This window comes from Paraburkholderia sp. PGU19 (genome assembly GCF_013426915.1).
In the GTDB taxonomy this organism is placed as follows: domain Bacteria; phylum Pseudomonadota; class Gammaproteobacteria; order Burkholderiales; family Burkholderiaceae; genus Paraburkholderia.
In genome coordinates, this window is record NZ_AP023179.1 from 243,160 (window position 1) to 257,945 (window position 14,786).

At 62.7% G+C, this 14,786-nt stretch carries 13 protein-coding genes; 6 read left to right on the forward strand and 7 right to left on the reverse strand.

Annotated features, from left to right (window positions below; genetic code table 11):
* Nucleotides 1-162: 162 nt before the first annotated feature.
* From metH to H1204_RS01070, 6 genes are all read right to left on the reverse strand, one after another.
* The gene (gene metH / locus H1204_RS01045) at nucleotides 163-2,880 is read right to left on the reverse strand and encodes a methionine synthase (RefSeq protein ID WP_180729450.1); all 2,718 of its coding nucleotides are present in this window, start codon (nucleotides 2,878-2,880) and stop codon (nucleotides 163-165) included.
* A gap of 71 nt (nucleotides 2,881-2,951) precedes the next feature.
* Nucleotides 2,952-4,025, reverse strand: a complete 1,074-nt coding sequence (locus tag H1204_RS01050; protein WP_180729451.1) for a homocysteine S-methyltransferase family protein — start codon at nucleotides 4,023-4,025, stop codon at nucleotides 2,952-2,954.
* Between the two features lie 350 nt (nucleotides 4,026-4,375).
* The gene (locus tag H1204_RS01055; RefSeq protein WP_007577767.1) at nucleotides 4,376-4,633 is read right to left on the reverse strand and encodes a DUF3567 domain-containing protein; all 258 of its coding nucleotides are present in this window, start codon (nucleotides 4,631-4,633) and stop codon (nucleotides 4,376-4,378) included.
* A 117-nt stretch (nucleotides 4,634-4,750) separates the two neighbouring features.
* Nucleotides 4,751-5,539, reverse strand: coding sequence for an alpha/beta fold hydrolase (locus tag H1204_RS01060; protein WP_180729452.1), 789 nt, complete (start codon nucleotides 5,537-5,539; stop codon nucleotides 4,751-4,753).
* A gap of 199 nt (nucleotides 5,540-5,738) precedes the next feature.
* Nucleotides 5,739-6,968 (reverse strand): DUF3108 domain-containing protein, encoded by a 1,230-nt coding sequence (locus H1204_RS01065; RefSeq protein ID WP_180729453.1) that lies wholly within the window; start codon nucleotides 6,966-6,968, stop codon nucleotides 5,739-5,741.
* Nucleotides 6,969-7,053: 85 nt separating this feature from the next.
* Entirely contained in the window at nucleotides 7,054-7,944 is an 891-nt protein-coding gene (locus H1204_RS01070; RefSeq protein WP_180729454.1) for an IclR family transcriptional regulator, read from the reverse strand.
* A 149-nt stretch (nucleotides 7,945-8,093) separates the two neighbouring features.
* Between H1204_RS01070 and H1204_RS01075 the strand changes: the two genes are divergently transcribed.
* The 6 genes from H1204_RS01075 to rfaE2 all read left to right on the forward strand — a co-directional run bounded on the left by H1204_RS01075 (nucleotide 8,094) and on the right by rfaE2 (nucleotide 14,484).
* Nucleotides 8,094-9,086 carry a fumarylacetoacetate hydrolase family protein gene (locus H1204_RS01075; protein ID WP_180729455.1) on the forward strand — a complete coding sequence of 331 codons (993 nt, stop codon included), beginning with the start codon at nucleotides 8,094-8,096 and terminating at the stop codon, nucleotides 9,084-9,086.
* A 207-nt stretch (nucleotides 9,087-9,293) separates the two neighbouring features.
* Complete coding sequence (locus H1204_RS01080) at nucleotides 9,294-10,499, forward strand: ABC transporter substrate-binding protein (RefSeq protein ID WP_180729456.1); 1,206 nt, start codon at nucleotides 9,294-9,296, stop codon at nucleotides 10,497-10,499.
* Nucleotides 10,500-10,588: 89 nt separating this feature from the next.
* The gene (locus tag H1204_RS01085; RefSeq protein WP_180729457.1) at nucleotides 10,589-11,440 is read left to right on the forward strand and encodes an enoyl-CoA hydratase/isomerase family protein; all 852 of its coding nucleotides are present in this window, start codon (nucleotides 10,589-10,591) and stop codon (nucleotides 11,438-11,440) included.
* A gap of 221 nt (nucleotides 11,441-11,661) precedes the next feature.
* On the forward strand, nucleotides 11,662-12,399 hold the full coding sequence (locus H1204_RS01090) for a PhaM family polyhydroxyalkanoate granule multifunctional regulatory protein (RefSeq protein ID WP_180729458.1): 738 nt from the start codon (nucleotides 11,662-11,664) through the stop codon (nucleotides 12,397-12,399).
* A 561-nt stretch (nucleotides 12,400-12,960) separates the two neighbouring features.
* Nucleotides 12,961-13,833 carry a ferritin-like domain-containing protein gene (locus H1204_RS01095; RefSeq protein WP_180729459.1) on the forward strand — a complete coding sequence of 291 codons (873 nt, stop codon included), beginning with the start codon at nucleotides 12,961-12,963 and terminating at the stop codon, nucleotides 13,831-13,833.
* A 168-nt stretch (nucleotides 13,834-14,001) separates the two neighbouring features.
* Nucleotides 14,002-14,484 (forward strand): D-glycero-beta-D-manno-heptose 1-phosphate adenylyltransferase, encoded by a 483-nt coding sequence (gene rfaE2, locus H1204_RS01100; protein ID WP_180729460.1) that lies wholly within the window; start codon nucleotides 14,002-14,004, stop codon nucleotides 14,482-14,484.
* Between the two features lie 48 nt (nucleotides 14,485-14,532).
* Here the strand turns inward: rfaE2 and H1204_RS01105 are convergent, their stop codons facing one another.
* Nucleotides 14,533-14,772 (reverse strand): hypothetical protein, encoded by a 240-nt coding sequence (locus H1204_RS01105; protein ID WP_180729461.1) that lies wholly within the window; start codon nucleotides 14,770-14,772, stop codon nucleotides 14,533-14,535.
* Nucleotides 14,773-14,786: the final 14 nt, after the last annotated feature.

Here is a 14,786-nt window from a genome sequence, read left to right on the forward strand (position 1 = left end):
ACGGTTGCAAGTCGTTGAGCCGACGCGTTTTTTCGGTCGCGTCTGGCGGGTCGGCAAGTAATGCCCGCTCAGTCTACAAAGCCGAAAATATTCGCTGTGCTTTCAACTGAAAATATTCAGCCTACGGCCAGCGATATAGTCCTGCCGCCGGCCGTCCCCGTCTTACAGCAACGGCGCGAGCGCGCGTTGGGCATCCGCCTTCGACAGCGACATGCGTTGCGCGTAGTCCTCCAGCTGATCCTGGCCGATCTTGCCCACCGAGAAATACGTGCTGTCGGGATGCGCGAGATAGAAACCGGAGACGCTCGCCGCAGGCAGCATCGCGAGCGATTCCGTGACGGTCATGCCGATTTCGCCCGCTTGCAGGACGTCGAACATGTCGCGCTTGACGAGGTGATCCGGGCACGCCGGATAGCCCGGCGCGGGACGGATACCGCGATACTTCTCGCCGATCAGTTCTTCGTTCGATAGGGTTTCGCTCTGCGCGTAACCCCACAGGTCCCGGCGCACGCGTGCGTGCATCGCTTCGGCGAACGCTTCCGCGAAACGGTCGGCGAGCGCCTTCAGCATGATCGCGCTGTAGTCGTCGTGATCCTGCTCGAACTGCTTTTCCTTCACGTCGACGCCGAGACCCGCCGTGACCGCGAACATGCCGATGTAGTCGGCCACGCCCGAGTCCTTCGGCGCGATGAAGTCGGCAAGCGAGCGGTTCGGGCGCATCACGCCGTCCACCACGGGGCGCACGCTTTGCTGACGCACGTTGCGCCACGTCAGCGCGACTTCGGTGCGCGACTCGTCCGTGTAGATTTCGATGTCGTCGTCGTTGACCGTGTTGGCGGGCAACAGCGCGATCACGCCGTTCGCCGTCAGCCAGCGGCCCTGGATCAGGCGCGCGAGCATCGACTTCGCATCCGAGAACACGCGCCGCGCCGATTCGCCGACGATCTCGTCGTTCAGAATCGCGGGATACGGACCTGCGAGATCCCACGTCTGGAAGAACGGGCCCCAGTCGATATAGTTCGCGAGTTCGTTCAGATCGAAGTTCTTGAACACGCGGCGGCCGATGAACTTCGGTTTCACCGGCTGATAGGCGCTCCAGTCGATCTTCGCCTTGTTCGCGCGCGCTTCTGCGAGCGTGACGAGCGGCAGCGCCTTCTTGTTAGCGTGCTGATCGCGGATGCGGTCGTAGTCGGACTTCAGTTCGTCGAGATACTTCGTCGCGCCTTCGTCGGACAACAGGTTCGACGCGACCGACACCGAGCGCGACGCATCCGGCACGTACACGACAGGGCCTTCGTAATGCGGCGCGATCTTCACGGCGGTATGCACGCGCGAAGTCGTCGCGCCACCGATCAGCAGCGGAATCTTCTTCACGCGGAAGTAGTCGTCGCGCTGCATTTCCGACGCGACGTAGGCCATTTCTTCGAGCGACGGCGTGATCAGACCCGACAGCCCGATGATGTCCGCGCCTTCGACCTTCGCCTTCGCGAGAATCTCGTTGCACGGGACCATCACGCCCATGTTGACCACTTCGAAGTTATTGCACTGAAGCACCACGGAGACGATGTTCTTGCCGATATCGTGCACGTCGCCCTTCACGGTCGCGATGACGATCTTGCCTTTCGCGCGCACGTCGCCGCCCGCTTCGGCGAGCTGGCGCTTCTCTTCTTCGATGAACGGAATCAGGTGAGCCACGGCCTGCTTCATCACGCGTGCCGACTTCACGACTTGCGGCAGAAACATTTTCCCCTGGCCGAACAGATCGCCGACGACGTTCATGCCGTCCATCAGCGGGCCTTCGATCACGTTGATCGGACGGCCGCCGCCGTCCATGATCTTCGCGCGCGCTTCTTCCGTGTCTTCGACGATGAAGTTCGTGATGCCATGCACGAGCGCATGCGCGAGACGCTTCTCGACGGGCTGATTGCGCCACTCGAGGTTCTCTTCTTTCTTCGCTGCGCCCGTCTTGAACTTGTCGGCGCTTTCGAGCAGACGGTCGGTGCCGTCGTCGCGGCGATTCAGCACGACGTCTTCGACGCGCTCGCGCAGTTCGGCGTCGAGGTCCGCGTACACGCCCAGCTGACCGGCGTTGACGATGCCCATGTCCATGCCTGCCTGAATGGCGTGGTAGAGGAACACGGTATGGATCGCTTCGCGCACCGGGTCATTGCCGCGGAACGAGAACGACACGTTCGACACGCCGCCGCTCACCTTCGCATACGGCAGGTTCTGCTTGATCCAGCGCGTCGCTTCGATGAAGTCGACGGCGTAGTTGTTGTGCTCTTCGATACCCGTCGCGATCGCGAAGATGTTCGGATCGAAGATGATGTCTTCAGGCGGGAAGCCGACTTCATTGACGAGAATGTCGTACGAGCGCTTGCAGATTTCCGTCTTGCGCTTGAACGTGTCGGCCTGGCCCTGCTCGTCGAACGCCATCACGACGGCTGCCGCGCCATAGCGGCGAATCAGGTTCGCGTGATGGCGGAAGCTCTCTTCGCCTTCCTTCAGCGAGATCGAGTTGACGATCGCCTTGCCCTGCACGCACTTCAGGCCCGCTTCGATCACTTCCCACTTCGACGAGTCGATCATGATCGGCACGCGCGCGATGTCCGGCTCCGACGCGATCAGATTCATGAAGCGCACCATCGCCGCTTTCGAATCGAGCATCGCTTCGTCCATGTTGACGTCGATGACCTGCGCGCCGTTCTCGACCTGCTGGCGCGCGACGGCCAGCGCCTCGTCGAACTGGCCGTTCAGAATCATCCGCGCGAATGCCTTCGAGCCCGTCACGTTGGTGCGTTCGCCAACGTTGATGAAGAGCGTCCCCGAAGTGACGTTGAACGGCTCGAGGCCGGAAAGGCGCATCGTGTGATCGGTCATGTTGGTGTGCGTGTTTCGTCAGTGCGTCAATGCGTCGGTGTGCGCGTGCTCTAAAGCGTGCGTTGAATGTTTCACGCGGCGTCGCGATACTGGTTCGGCCATTTGCGTGGCTTCACGTCGTTCAGTGCTTTCGCAATTGCGGCGATGTGCTCCGGCGTCGTGCCGCAGCAGCCGCCCGCGATGTTCACGAGGCCCGCTTGGGCGAATTCCTTCAGGAGGCCCGAGGTATCAGCGGGCCGTTCGTCGAAGCCCGTATCGCTCATCGGATTCGGCAAACCGGCGTTGGGATAGCACGACACATACGTGTCGCACAGTTTCGCCAGCTCCGCGATGTACGGGCGCATCAGCGCCGCGCCGAGCGCGCAGTTCAGGCCGAACGTCAGCGGCTTCGCGTGACGCAGCGAGTTCCAGAAAGCCTCGACCGTCTGTCCCGACAGAATCCGGCCCGATGCGTCCGTCACCGTGCCCGAAATCATGATGGGCAAACGCTCGCCCGTGTCTTCGAAGAGTTCATCCAGCGCGAACAGCGCGGCCTTCGCATTCAGCGTGTCGAAGATCGTTTCGACGAGGAACAGGTCGGCGCCGCCTTCCAGCAGCGCTTTTGCCTGTTCGTAGTACGCCGTGCGCAGTTCGTCGAATGTGACGTTGCGCGCGCCCGGATCGTTGACGTCGGGCGAGATGCTCGCCGTTTTCGGCGTCGGTCCGATTGCGCCCGCGACGAAGCGCGGCTTGTCGGGCGTCGAGTATTTGTCGCATGCGGCGCGTGCGAGCTTCGCCGACTCGCGGTTCATTTCGACGGCGAGATCTTCCATGCCGTAGTCGGCCTGCGCGACGGTCGTCGCGCCGAACGTGTTCGTCTCGATGATGTCCGCGCCCGCCGCCAGATACTGCTCGTGAATCTCGCTGATGATCTGCGGCTGCGTGATCGACAACAGTTCGTTGTTGCCCTTGATGTCGCGCGCATAGTCCTTGAAGCGCTCGCCACGATAGGCGGCTTCGTCGAGCTTGTAGCGCTGGATCATCGTGCCCATCGCGCCGTCCAGAATCAGGATGCGCGATTCGAGCAACGCGGGCAAGGTCGCGCCGCGCGTGTACGCGGCACGGGGGCTGGCGGCTGACGGGGCTGACGTGACGGGCTGGTTCATGGTCTGATCGGGCTCGTGCCGGACGGGCCGGCTTTTTTCAGGAAACTCATTATTGTAGCCGCATGGTCGGGGGACTGCCCGCGCATGGCGGACTTGCACGGGGTGTGGCGGGTGCCGGCAGGGTAGCGCGAAGCGCTTTTCTTACGCTGGCTGCTGCTTTCGCAACGGAGCACCTCGGCGTTTCGCGCCGCGATATCCACACAAAGCGCCACACAGAGCGCCACATAAAGCGCCACCACATAAAGCGCCACATTCAACGCCAGCCGGCCGTATAAAACGAAAAACCCCGCCCGGCGCGGGGCCGGACGGGGTCGATGAGGACGTGTCGCCAGGAGGATGGCGCCTGTCGATCAGTGAAGAATGACCGGCTGGTTCATCAGGCTGTCGAATTGACCGAGAAACTCGTCAACTTCGTCGAGCGTCGGTTCGTCTTCGATCAGTTTCTGCACGTGTTCGCGAAAACTGGCTGCCATCGCACCGTCGATGTAAATCTCGCGCTGCGTGTTCTTGTCGACGATCTCATACCCGCCGGATAGCATCGAGAGATGGCCGTCTTGCGGCGGGAACTCGACGACACAGTAGTTGGGGCTGTTGTAGATCATTTGCATGGCGACACTCCTTATTTCCGATGGCTCCGGGCCAGTGTTGCACCGTAGATGGAGCCCTTGGTTTGGAATTCAAGGGGTGGGTCCGGCCTGACGCTTTGAATTCTCCGGACCTATCGGTTAGACCCGTTTTTGCAAAAACGATTCCAGCAAAGCGGTGAAACGTTGCGACTGTTCGATCGGTGCGAGGTGAGCTGCGTCCAGCAACTCGAACTGCGCGTTCCGGATGGCATTCGCAATTTCATGTGTAGCAGCAGGTGGCGTGCCTGCGTCGTGGCGTCCAGCCACAGTCAGAGTAGGAAGAGCAATCTCGCTCAGTCTACTGCGCACATCGAAATCGCGCAGCGCAATGCACGCTTGTGCGTAACCTTCAGACGAAGTGTTCTCGAATACCTCCCGAATCGGTTCGACCACCTCCGGTTGCGCGTCGCGAAAACCCGCCGTCAGCCAGCGTTCCATCGTTCCCTCGGCCAGCGCCGCGACACCTTCGTTGCGCGCCTTCGCCGCGCGCTGCTCCCATACGGCACGGCCGTCCGAAGGCGTGGCGGCGTGCGTGTCGGCGAGCGTCAATGTTTCGATGCGTGCCGGGTTGTCCAGCGCGAACTGTTGCGCAATCATCCCGCCCATCGACATACCGACAATATGCGTTTTCTCAACGCCAAGCGCATCTAGCAGCATGTGTAGATCCTGCGACAAATCTGCAACAAGGAACGGTCTGTCTGATACGGCCGTTTGACCGTGACCGCGCACGTCGTAGCGCAAGACTGTGTAGTCATCCCGAAAATAGCCGGCGAGCTGATCCCAGATCGACAGATCGCCACCAAGCTGATGAATGAACGTGATCCATGGGCCACCGCCCTCATTGCTCAGGACGTAGCGCGTATCGATGCCATTCACATTGATTTGCATGCGGACTCCATAAGTGATGTCGCAATGAAAGAACGAACGGGTCGACAGTTCATCCGTCGAGTTCATCGGATTCGCATGAACCGCCGGCGCGCATCAGCGCGCATCGTCGTGCGATTCATGCAAACGACGGAAGTTTCGGATGCGCAGTGTGTGTAGTCCCGGTTTCAAAGTGTCCTCCATAACGAAGGACCAGTTTGTGTCAGGGCTTTTCCGGCCCTGCGCCGGGATCGGTGACGGACGGTTGGGAAGGGGCTGGTGGCGTGTCATCGGATGAAGCGGCGTTGTTGCCGTTCGCATCCGGCCGCGCGTTCTTGCCGCGCCAGACAAGTTCGATCTGCGTGCCGTTCGGCTCGGTTTGCACGAGACGCGCTGGCAGCCAGCCGAGCGACGGCGCCAGCCACACGTCGATGCGCCGCCGGTCGCCTTCGCGGCGGGGCAGGCGCATGAAATGGCGCGCATCGATGATGCCCTGATCGGTGCGCACGCCTTCGTCGCCTATCGTCTCGATCGGCCAGATTTCGCCGCTGTCGTTGTCGGTGACGAAGAACTGGCGCGTTACGCCTGGCTGATATGCGTCGGGGTCGCCGCGCACGAGGCTGGCGAGTTGCATCACCATGCTGAAGCGGTCTTGCGCGCCGTCCTGCAGCGGCAGCGTATTCGGCGTACGCGTAAAGCCGATCTGCTTCGTGTCGCGATGGAAGGTGGTTATGTCCTCGCCGCGCCGGCCGCGTTTTTCGATGTACTGATCAGGCGCGAGGCCGAATGCATCGACATGTCCGTGGCTCGAATAGCTGAACGTGCCGATGAACGGCAAGGGCACCGACACGATCATGTCGTACGAGCGGCCATCGCTCGACCAATGGATCGTGCCAGGCTGATTGCGCACGCCGTTGTAGAACGTGTCGTATTGCAACTCGCCCGAAGGCGGCACCGAGAATTTCACGCCGGGCGCAGCAAGCGGCGCGTTGCCTTGACCGGCACCATTCGCGCTGGAATTGGCGGCTCCCGTTGCGGACGACGCAACGCCTGGCGCTGAAGCGGCAGACGAAGCCTCCGCGGGCGCGCTCGCGGTTTCAGTTGCAGGCGCTGTTTGAAGCGGTTGATGAGCGGGTTGCGTGGCCGTCAACACATGTTCACGCGGCGCTCGCGCGACGCGTTTCGGTGCGGCAGGCCTTGCCTTCGCGGGCGGCGGCGAACCGGCCGCCTGCGTTTCGATGCGCTCGGGCTTGAGCAGTGAGACCTGCACGGGAACATGCTCGGGCGACACCGGTTTGAAGGTGTCGTGGTGCCGTTCGAACCACTGCGCCGCGATGAAATGCGCGCCGACGACAGCCGTCAGCACGCCCGCCCAACGCCAGCGCGACGAGCGGCGCTGCGCGGCGGCGAGGCGAGCCTGCGTGACGGAACGGAGAGCGGCTGGAGACGACATCGGAAGAAGCAAAATCCTGAAGGCGGAACGCTATGAACGTCTGAACACGATTCGACCACGCACGGCCATCACGCGTTCCTCACGCTCATCGCGGCGTCGGACTATACCCGAGTTCATACGACAGCTTCTGCGCGCACTCGCGCAGCGCCGTGTCGACTTCGCCGCCCCACGCGATATCGAACGCACCCTCGTGACCCAGCGCGATCAATCCGAGCGCGAGATCGCCATTTGAATCGAACACGGGTGTGCAGAACGCGTGAATGGTCGGCAGCAACATGCCTTCGACGCGCGCCGAGCCATGTGCCCGCACGTCCTCCAGCACGCGTTCGACATCTTCCGGCGTGCGCGGACTGTTGGCGGCGGCCCAACGCTTCGTATCGGCGAGTTCGCGCGAGATCATCGCGGTCGTCTTGCTGCGCGGCAGATACGCGGCGAACAGCAGACCCGTCGCCGAACTGAGCATCGGCATCACATCGCCGAGTTTCAGCGATGCCTTTGCGGGATAGCTCGATTCCATCCAATGCACGACGGTCGGCCCCTGATTGCCCCACACCGCGATGCCGACCGTCAGGTCGAGCCGGTCGCGCAATTCGGCGAGCGCGATGCGCGCAAGTTTCACACCGTCGACGCGCGCGAGCCGCGCCAGCCCTAGCTGCAACGCGAAACCGCCAAGCTCGTAGCGGCCCGTCAGCGGGTCCTGCGCGACGACGCCCAGGCGCTGAAAACTCACCAGATAGCGGTGCGCTTTCGCCGGGCTCATGCCCGCGCGCTGCGCGAGATCGCGCAGCATCATCGCGCGTGGCTCGTGCGTGAGCACATCGAGCAAACGGAACCCGACTTCGATCGACTGGATGCCCGAGCGCAGTTTTTCCTCGCCACCGTCGTGCTCGTCAGCGGCATCGTCGTCGGCGGGATCGAGCGGTTCGGCGGCATCGGCGTCCTTGCGGATCGAACTGGAGCGGGCGGTCGGAGACATAGGCAGTGGTTGAACGGTGAGCGTTGAAGCGGCGAAAACAGCGCGGACGATGCAATGGCCATCGCCTGTTTGAGGCGTCCGTTTGGGCCGCGCCGATTCACCATCGTAGAATAGATTCCTCTTATCGTCATCCACATGCCTTTTCTGCCATGAAACTTGCCTCGCTGAAGGACGGCACGCGCGACGGTCAACTGATCGTCGTTTCCCGTGACCTGCATACGGCCGCCATCGCCGACGCCATTGCGCCGACGATGCAGCGCGTCCTCGACGACTGGATTTTCTACGCGCCGCAACTGCGCGACCTGTACGACGAGCTGAATCAGGGCCGCGCGCGCAACACGTTTTCGTTCGATGCGAAGGAATGCATGGCGCCGCTGCCGCGCGCGTTCCAGTGGGCCGACGGCTCCGCGTACGTGAACCACGTCGAACTGGTGCGCCGCGCGCGCGGCGCGGAAATGCCGCCCGAGTTCTGGACCGATCCGCTGATGTACCAGGGCGGCAGCGACGACTTCATCGGCGCGAAGGACGACATCGTGTGCGCGTCGGAATCGTTCGGCATCGACTTCGAGGCGGAAGTCGCCGTCATCACGGGCGATGTGCCGATGGGCGTGAAGCCCGAGCAGGCGCTGAAGAGCATTCGCCTCGTCACGCTCGTCAACGACGTGTCGCTGCGCAACCTGATTCCCGCCGAACTCGCGAAGGGCTTCGGCTTTTTCCAGAGCAAGCCGGCGACGTCGTTCGCGCCCGTTGCCGTCACGCTCGACGAACTCGGCGACGCATGGCGCGAAGGCCGCGTGCATCGTCCGATGATCGTGCATTGGAACAGCAAGAAGGTCGGCCAGCCGGACGCGGGCACCGACATGGTGTTCCACTTCGGCCAGCTCATTGCGCATGCCGCGAAAACGCGCAACCTGCGCGCGGGCGCGATTGTCGGTTCGGGCACGGTGTCGAACAAGGACGCGAAGCGTGGCTACTGCTGTATCGCCGAGAAACGCTGCCTCGAAACGATCGAGCACGGCAGCGCGCAGACGGAATTCATGAAGTTCGGCGACACGGTGAAGATCGAAATGTTCGACGAAGCGGGCAAGTCGATTTTCGGTTCGATCGATCAGGCCGTCGAGCCGCTCGAAGGCGAGCTTTGATCGTTTAGGCGGCGTGAGGCACCGGGCGAACCGAAAGGGTTTCGCCCGATGCCGGCAGCGCCACGCGCGCCGCTACACTGACGCTCGCGCGAGGTCATCGGGTCTCGCACGCTGGACCGCGTGAATAGCAACACACAGCAACGCGCGCGGACAGCAACATGCAACACGCAGCATCGCAGAACGCACAAAAACCAAAGGAGACAACGCATGCCGCGATACGGGACGTTTGCATCTTCAACTCTGCGCAACTGCGCTCGCAAGCGCACTTTCAAGCGACGCACGACGCTCGCTGCCACGCTCTCCCTCTTACCCGGACTTGCGCTCGCGCAGGTGAAGATTGGCCTCGTTCTATCGCTAACGGGGCCGGCTGCATCACTGGGCATTCCCGCGCGCGATACGGCGACGCTCTTCCCGAAAGAGATCGCCGGGCAGAAAGTCGAATACATCGTGCTCGACGATGCCTCCGATACGACGCAAGCCGTGCAGGACACTAAAAAGCTGATCTCCGAAAATCACGTCGACGCGATCATCGGTTCGTCGATCACGCCGAACTCGCTGGCGATGATCGACGTGGTCGCCGAAGGTGAAACGCCGGCGATTTCACTGGCGTCGTCGGCGAAGATCATCGAGCCCGTCGATGCAAAGCGGCACTGGATGTTCAAGACCCCGCAAACGGACGCGATGATGGCATCCGCGATCACCGAGCACGCGAGCCAGCACGGCGTGAAGACCATCGCGTACATCGGCCAGGCGGATGCACTGGGCGAAACGTTTTACGCGGAGGTCGCGAAGTTCGCGCAGATTCACAAGATCAACGTGGTAGCCAACGAGCGTTTCAATCGCACCGATCCGAGCGTCACCGGCCAGATCCTGAAGATCATGGCGGCGAATCCCGATGCCGTCGTCGTGGGCGCAGCGGGCACGCCCGCCGCGCTGCCGCCGAAGACGCTGATCGGACGCGGCTACAAGGGCAAGATCTATCACAACCATGGCGTCGGCAATAACGACTTCCTGCGCGTGTGCGGCGCCGACTGCAACGGCACGTTCCTGCCCGCGAGCCCGGTGCTGGTCGCCTCGCAATTGCCTACGGACTACGCTTCGAAGCGTCTCGCGCTCGATTACATTGCTCGCTTCGAAAAGCTGCGCGGGCCGGGCAGCGTGTCGGCGTTCGGCTCATATGCGTGGGACGCGAGCATGCTGTTGAACAGCGCGATTCCCGTTGCGCTGAAAACAGCCGCGCCCGGCACCGTCGAGTTTCGCCGCGCGCTGCGCGATGCGCTCGAAGCGACGAAGGGACTCGCCGATACCAACGGCGTCGTCAACATGAGCGCGACCGATCACCTCGGCCTCGATCAGCGCGCGCGCGTGATGGTCGAGATCAGCAACGGAAAGTGGGTGTATCAGCCGCGTTAGGCGAAGTGGTTTGCGTGGCGCAGCGTCGGCTCCGTTACGCGCATGATGTGGGTATCGACGCCGACGCGTCGCTCTTAGGGATGTGTGCCATGTCTCACGAATCGGAATCGCAATCGGTCGAACCCGCGTTTTACGCGCACTACAGGTCGCTGCGCGTGCGGCGTCATGCGCACGGCATCCTTGAAATCGTGATGAGCGGCGAAGGCGCGAACCGCAGCGCGCTCGCCACCGCCGATGCAAACATGCATCGCGAACTGGCCGATATCTGGCGCGATGTCGACCGCGACCCGGAGACGCGCGTCGCGGTGATTCGCGGCGAGGGCAAGGGCTTTTCGGCAGGCGGCGATCTCGGCCTCGTCGAAGAGATGGCGAACGACTTCGACGTGCGCACGCGCGTATGGCGCGAGGCGCGCGATCTCGTCTACAACGTGATCAACTGCAGCAAGCCGATCGTCTCGGCGATGCATGGGCCGGCTGTGGGCGCGGGTCTCGTCGCGGGATTGCTCGCGGATATTTCGATTGCGACGAAGTCGGCGCGCATCATTGACGGTCATACGCGTCTCGGCGTCGCGGCGGGCGACCACGCGGCGATCGTGTGGCCGCTGTTGTGCGGGATGGCGAAGGCGAAGTACTACCTGATGTTGTGCGAGCCGGTGAGCGGCGAAGAGGCGGAGCGCATCGGCCTCGTCTCGCTGGCCGTCGACGACAACGATCTGCTGCCGAAGACCTTCGAAGTCGCGCGCAAGCTCGCGCAGGGTTCGCAGACGGCGATCCGCTGGACCAAGTATGCGTTGAACAACTGGCTGCGTTCGGCGGGACCGACCTTCGATACATCGCTTGCGCTCGAATTCATGGGTTTCGCGGGCCCGGACGTGAAGGAAGGCGTGGCGTCGCTGCGCGAGCGGCGCGCGCCGGATTTTCCGGGCAAGGAGCCGTTCTAGCGGAACGCGCCTTTCGTCAGGCCGACGCAAAACCGTCATGGCGACAGGCGCACGATAATCGCGTCCGCGAACGCGGCGCATTGCGAAAAATTCACGCGGTATGATCGAGCCGCGAATGTCGAACGTCGCTTCGAACGCTGGATCGAAGGACAATAAGCGAACCACAATAAGCGCACGGCAACAGGCGCAACAGGCCCAGAACCGAACACAGGAGCTCCGCAATGACCGACAACACCGGCTCGACGCCACCTTTCCCCGGATTTCCAGGTTTCCCGCCCGCTGAAATGCTCGACCGCATGTGGGGCATGATGCGCCTCACGCCGTTTGGCGCGGCATTTCCGGGCACTAGTCCGGCTTCGGCACAGGGGTTCGTGCCGTCGCTGTCGATGATGTCCGACATGATGGCGCCGCTCACGAACGTCGAGGAACTCGACAAGCGCATCACCGACATGCGCGCCGTCGAGCAATGGCTAAAGCTGAATCTGAACATGCTTCAGTCGGCGATCCAGGCGCTCGAAGTGCAGCGCGCGACGCTCTCGACGTTGCGCGCGTTCGGCGCATTCGCGCAGCAATCGATGACGCAGCCCGCGCCTGAAGCGCCGCCGAGGCACGAGCCTCAGCCCGCTGCGAGCGCGGCGGAAGCAGGTGAAGCCGGCGAGTCGGCGGGCTCGCCCGCGTTCGACGCGTCCGGCTGGTGGAATCTGCTGCAGGCGCAGTTCAACCAGATCGCGCAGTTCGCGATGGCGCAGCCGCCGGCCACGACGGCGACGGGCGCATCGGAAGCGGGCGCGGGGATCGAACCGAGCGATCTCGAACCCGACGACGCACCCGAGCCCGACACGGAAAGCACTGCGCAGGCGAAGTCCGATGACACGCCGCGTCCCGCCGCAAAGCGCGCGGCCAGCACGAAACGGGCGGGCGCATCGTCTGCGAAGAAGACCTCGTCGGCGTCCGAATGAACGCCTGATTTTTGCGATAAACGGGCGCGCGCGGCCGAAACGGCCAGCGCGCCTCGATCTGCGACGGAATGTCGCCGTGCTAGCACATTCCTTTGACACCGTGCGGTCAACGAGCGCGCACGTTGTTTTGCGTCAATGCCAAAGCGGGTTTCGACGGTCCGAAAATGGGGCGTGTAAGGGCCGCATGCTATTATTGTGTAAGCTTTTTCTGGCCCGCGGACGCGTGCGAAGATCGCGAGATTCGCCGTTTTACACGGTGCCATACGGTGCCGGTTCGTCCGCTGCGGACCCTAATGCCGTCGTTCGGCGGCAGGCTGGCACGACCCCAGGCAAAGGTTCTCCCTCACCCACGGTTGGCCGCGCACGCGAGGCACGAAAATCGCGTACGTATCACGAGCCGCAGTATTTCTTTTGCCAAACACTTGCATCTTGGCAACCGATTACCGCGTAAAATTGAATGCTGCGCTGACGACGGAGAAAGTCTCCGAAAGTTCCCGTTCGTTGGCCGCAAATGTAGCAACAGATAACAGACGTCGCCTTGCGCAGAACAGGGGTGGAATCATGAACACCATGCTTTATCCGGAACTTTATAAATCGCTCGAGTCTGTTCGATGGGATATGGAGAAGGACATTCCCTGGGACAAATTCGACGCGTCGCTGCTCACCGATGAGCAGGCGGCGACCATCAAGATGAACGCGATTACCGAATGGTCGGCGCTGCCCGCCACGGAAATGTTCCTGCGTGATAACCACCATGACAGCGACTTCTCGGCATTCATGAGCGTGTGGTTTTTCGAAGAGCAGAAGCATTCGCTGGTGCTGATGGAATATCTGCGCCGCTTCAAGCCGGAGATGTGCCCGACGGAAGAAGAACTGCACGCGGTGCGCTTCGAATTCGATCCGGCGCCGCCGCTCGAAACGCTGATGCTGCACTTCTGCGGCGAAATCCGCCTGAATCACTGGTATCGCCGCGCAGCTGAATGGCACACCGAGCCCGTCATCAAGGCGATCTACGAAACCATTTCGCGCGACGAAGCGCGTCACGGCGGCGCGTATCTGCGCTACATGAAGAAGGCGCTGACGACCTTCGGCGACGGCGCACGCGCTGCGTTCGCGAAGATCGGTGTGCTGATGGCCTCCGCGCGCCGCACGGAAAAGCCGCTGCACCCCACCAACCTGCACGTGAACCAGTCGCTGTTCCCGCGCGACACCGTTCAGTCGCGCCTGCCCGATCCCGAGTGGCTCGAGCGCTGGCTCGACGAGCAGATCCGTTTCGACGACGGCTGGGAAAAGAAGGTGGTCGAACGCATTCTGCATAACCTGTCCATTCTGTTCGAGCGCTCGTTCACGACGGCTCAGGAACTGAACCGCTATCGCAAGGAAGTCGTGACGCGTCTGCAGGCTGACCAGCAGACAGCGCAACAACCGGCCTGATAACGGCCGCGCGCCAGCCGGGCCGACCGCCCGGTGTGTCGCACAGGCATGCAACGGCCCGGCAGGTGAGAACCGCCGGGCCGTTTTCTTTTTTATCTTGTCGCGGGCGTGCGTCTTCTATCATCGGAGCCACGCCTCGGCTCTCAAACCCGCTCAACGATTGCTCTCATGGCCGCTACCTTCGAACGCAAGCTCACGACCCGCGACGCCCTCGCTCAACTTCGCCCGTCGCTGACGGGCCCCGTGGTGTTCACGAACGGCGTCTTCGATATCCTGCATCGCGGGCACGTCACGTATCTTGCGGACGCGAAGGCACTGGGCGCGACGCTGATCGTAGGCGTGAATAGCGACGCGTCGGTGCGCATGCTCGGCAAAGGCGACGACCGGCCGATCAACAATGAAGCCGACCGGATGGCGCTGCTGGCGGCACTGGAGAGTGTCGACTGGGTGGTGTGCTTCGGGGAGCAGACGCCTGTTGCGCTGATCGACGCACTGCGTCCGGACGTGCTCGTGAAGGGCGGCGATTACGACATGGACACGTTGCCGGAATCCGCGCTGGTGCGCGGCTGGGGTGGCAAGGCGCTCGCGATTCCGTTCGAGCATGACCGCTCGACGACGGCGCTTCTGAAGAAGGTGCGCGCTCAGGACTGAGCACAATGTGACGCGGGTTTCGCGCCCGCGTCGTAGAACGCTTCCGCGCTACTGCGACAGCGCCGAAGCCGCGATTGGCGCAACGGGCGCCGGACCGCCGACCACAGCCAGATCCGCAGCATCGGCGGACGACATGGGCTGCACGCGCAATTGGTCCGGACGGACCTGGCGGTTCAGGTGATTCGGCTCGCGCGGCCCGGCGGCCGGCGAAGGGCCGAACAACCCGCGCATCGTGACGAACGCGAGGACGTTGGCGAGAAAGAGCAGGGCGAGTAGCCAGCGCAGCATCGTTGAAATTCTCC

Excerpts from the sequence above, each read along its gene's own strand:
- H1204_RS01060 (WP_180729452.1), bottom strand. The coding sequence starts at position 5,539 with ATGCAAATCAATGTGAATGGCATCGATACGCGCTACGTCCTGAGCAAT.
- rfaE2 (WP_180729460.1), top strand. The coding sequence starts at position 14,002 with ATGGCCGCTACCTTCGAACGCAAGCTCACGACCCGCGACGCCCTCGCT.
- H1204_RS01085 (WP_180729457.1), top strand. The coding sequence starts at position 10,589 with ATGTCTCACGAATCGGAATCGCAATCGGTCGAACCCGCGTTTTACGCG.
- H1204_RS01055 (WP_007577767.1), bottom strand. The coding sequence starts at position 4,633 with ATGCAAATGATCTACAACAGCCCCAACTACTGTGTCGTCGAGTTCCCG.
- metH (WP_180729450.1), bottom strand. The coding sequence starts at position 2,880 with ATGACCGATCACACGATGCGCCTTTCCGGCCTCGAGCCGTTCAACGTC.
- H1204_RS01050 (WP_180729451.1), bottom strand. The coding sequence starts at position 4,025 with ATGAACCAGCCCGTCACGTCAGCCCCGTCAGCCGCCAGCCCCCGTGCC.
- H1204_RS01065 (WP_180729453.1), bottom strand. The coding sequence starts at position 6,968 with ATGTCGTCTCCAGCCGCTCTCCGTTCCGTCACGCAGGCTCGCCTCGCC.
- H1204_RS01080 (WP_180729456.1), top strand. The coding sequence starts at position 9,294 with ATGCCGCGATACGGGACGTTTGCATCTTCAACTCTGCGCAACTGCGCT.
- H1204_RS01105 (WP_180729461.1), bottom strand. The coding sequence starts at position 14,772 with ATGCTGCGCTGGCTACTCGCCCTGCTCTTTCTCGCCAACGTCCTCGCG.
- H1204_RS01070 (WP_180729454.1), bottom strand. The coding sequence starts at position 7,944 with ATGTCTCCGACCGCCCGCTCCAGTTCGATCCGCAAGGACGCCGATGCC.
- H1204_RS01095 (WP_180729459.1), top strand. The coding sequence starts at position 12,961 with ATGAACACCATGCTTTATCCGGAACTTTATAAATCGCTCGAGTCTGTT.
- H1204_RS01075 (WP_180729455.1), top strand. The coding sequence starts at position 8,094 with ATGAAACTTGCCTCGCTGAAGGACGGCACGCGCGACGGTCAACTGATC.
- H1204_RS01090 (WP_180729458.1), top strand. The coding sequence starts at position 11,662 with ATGACCGACAACACCGGCTCGACGCCACCTTTCCCCGGATTTCCAGGT.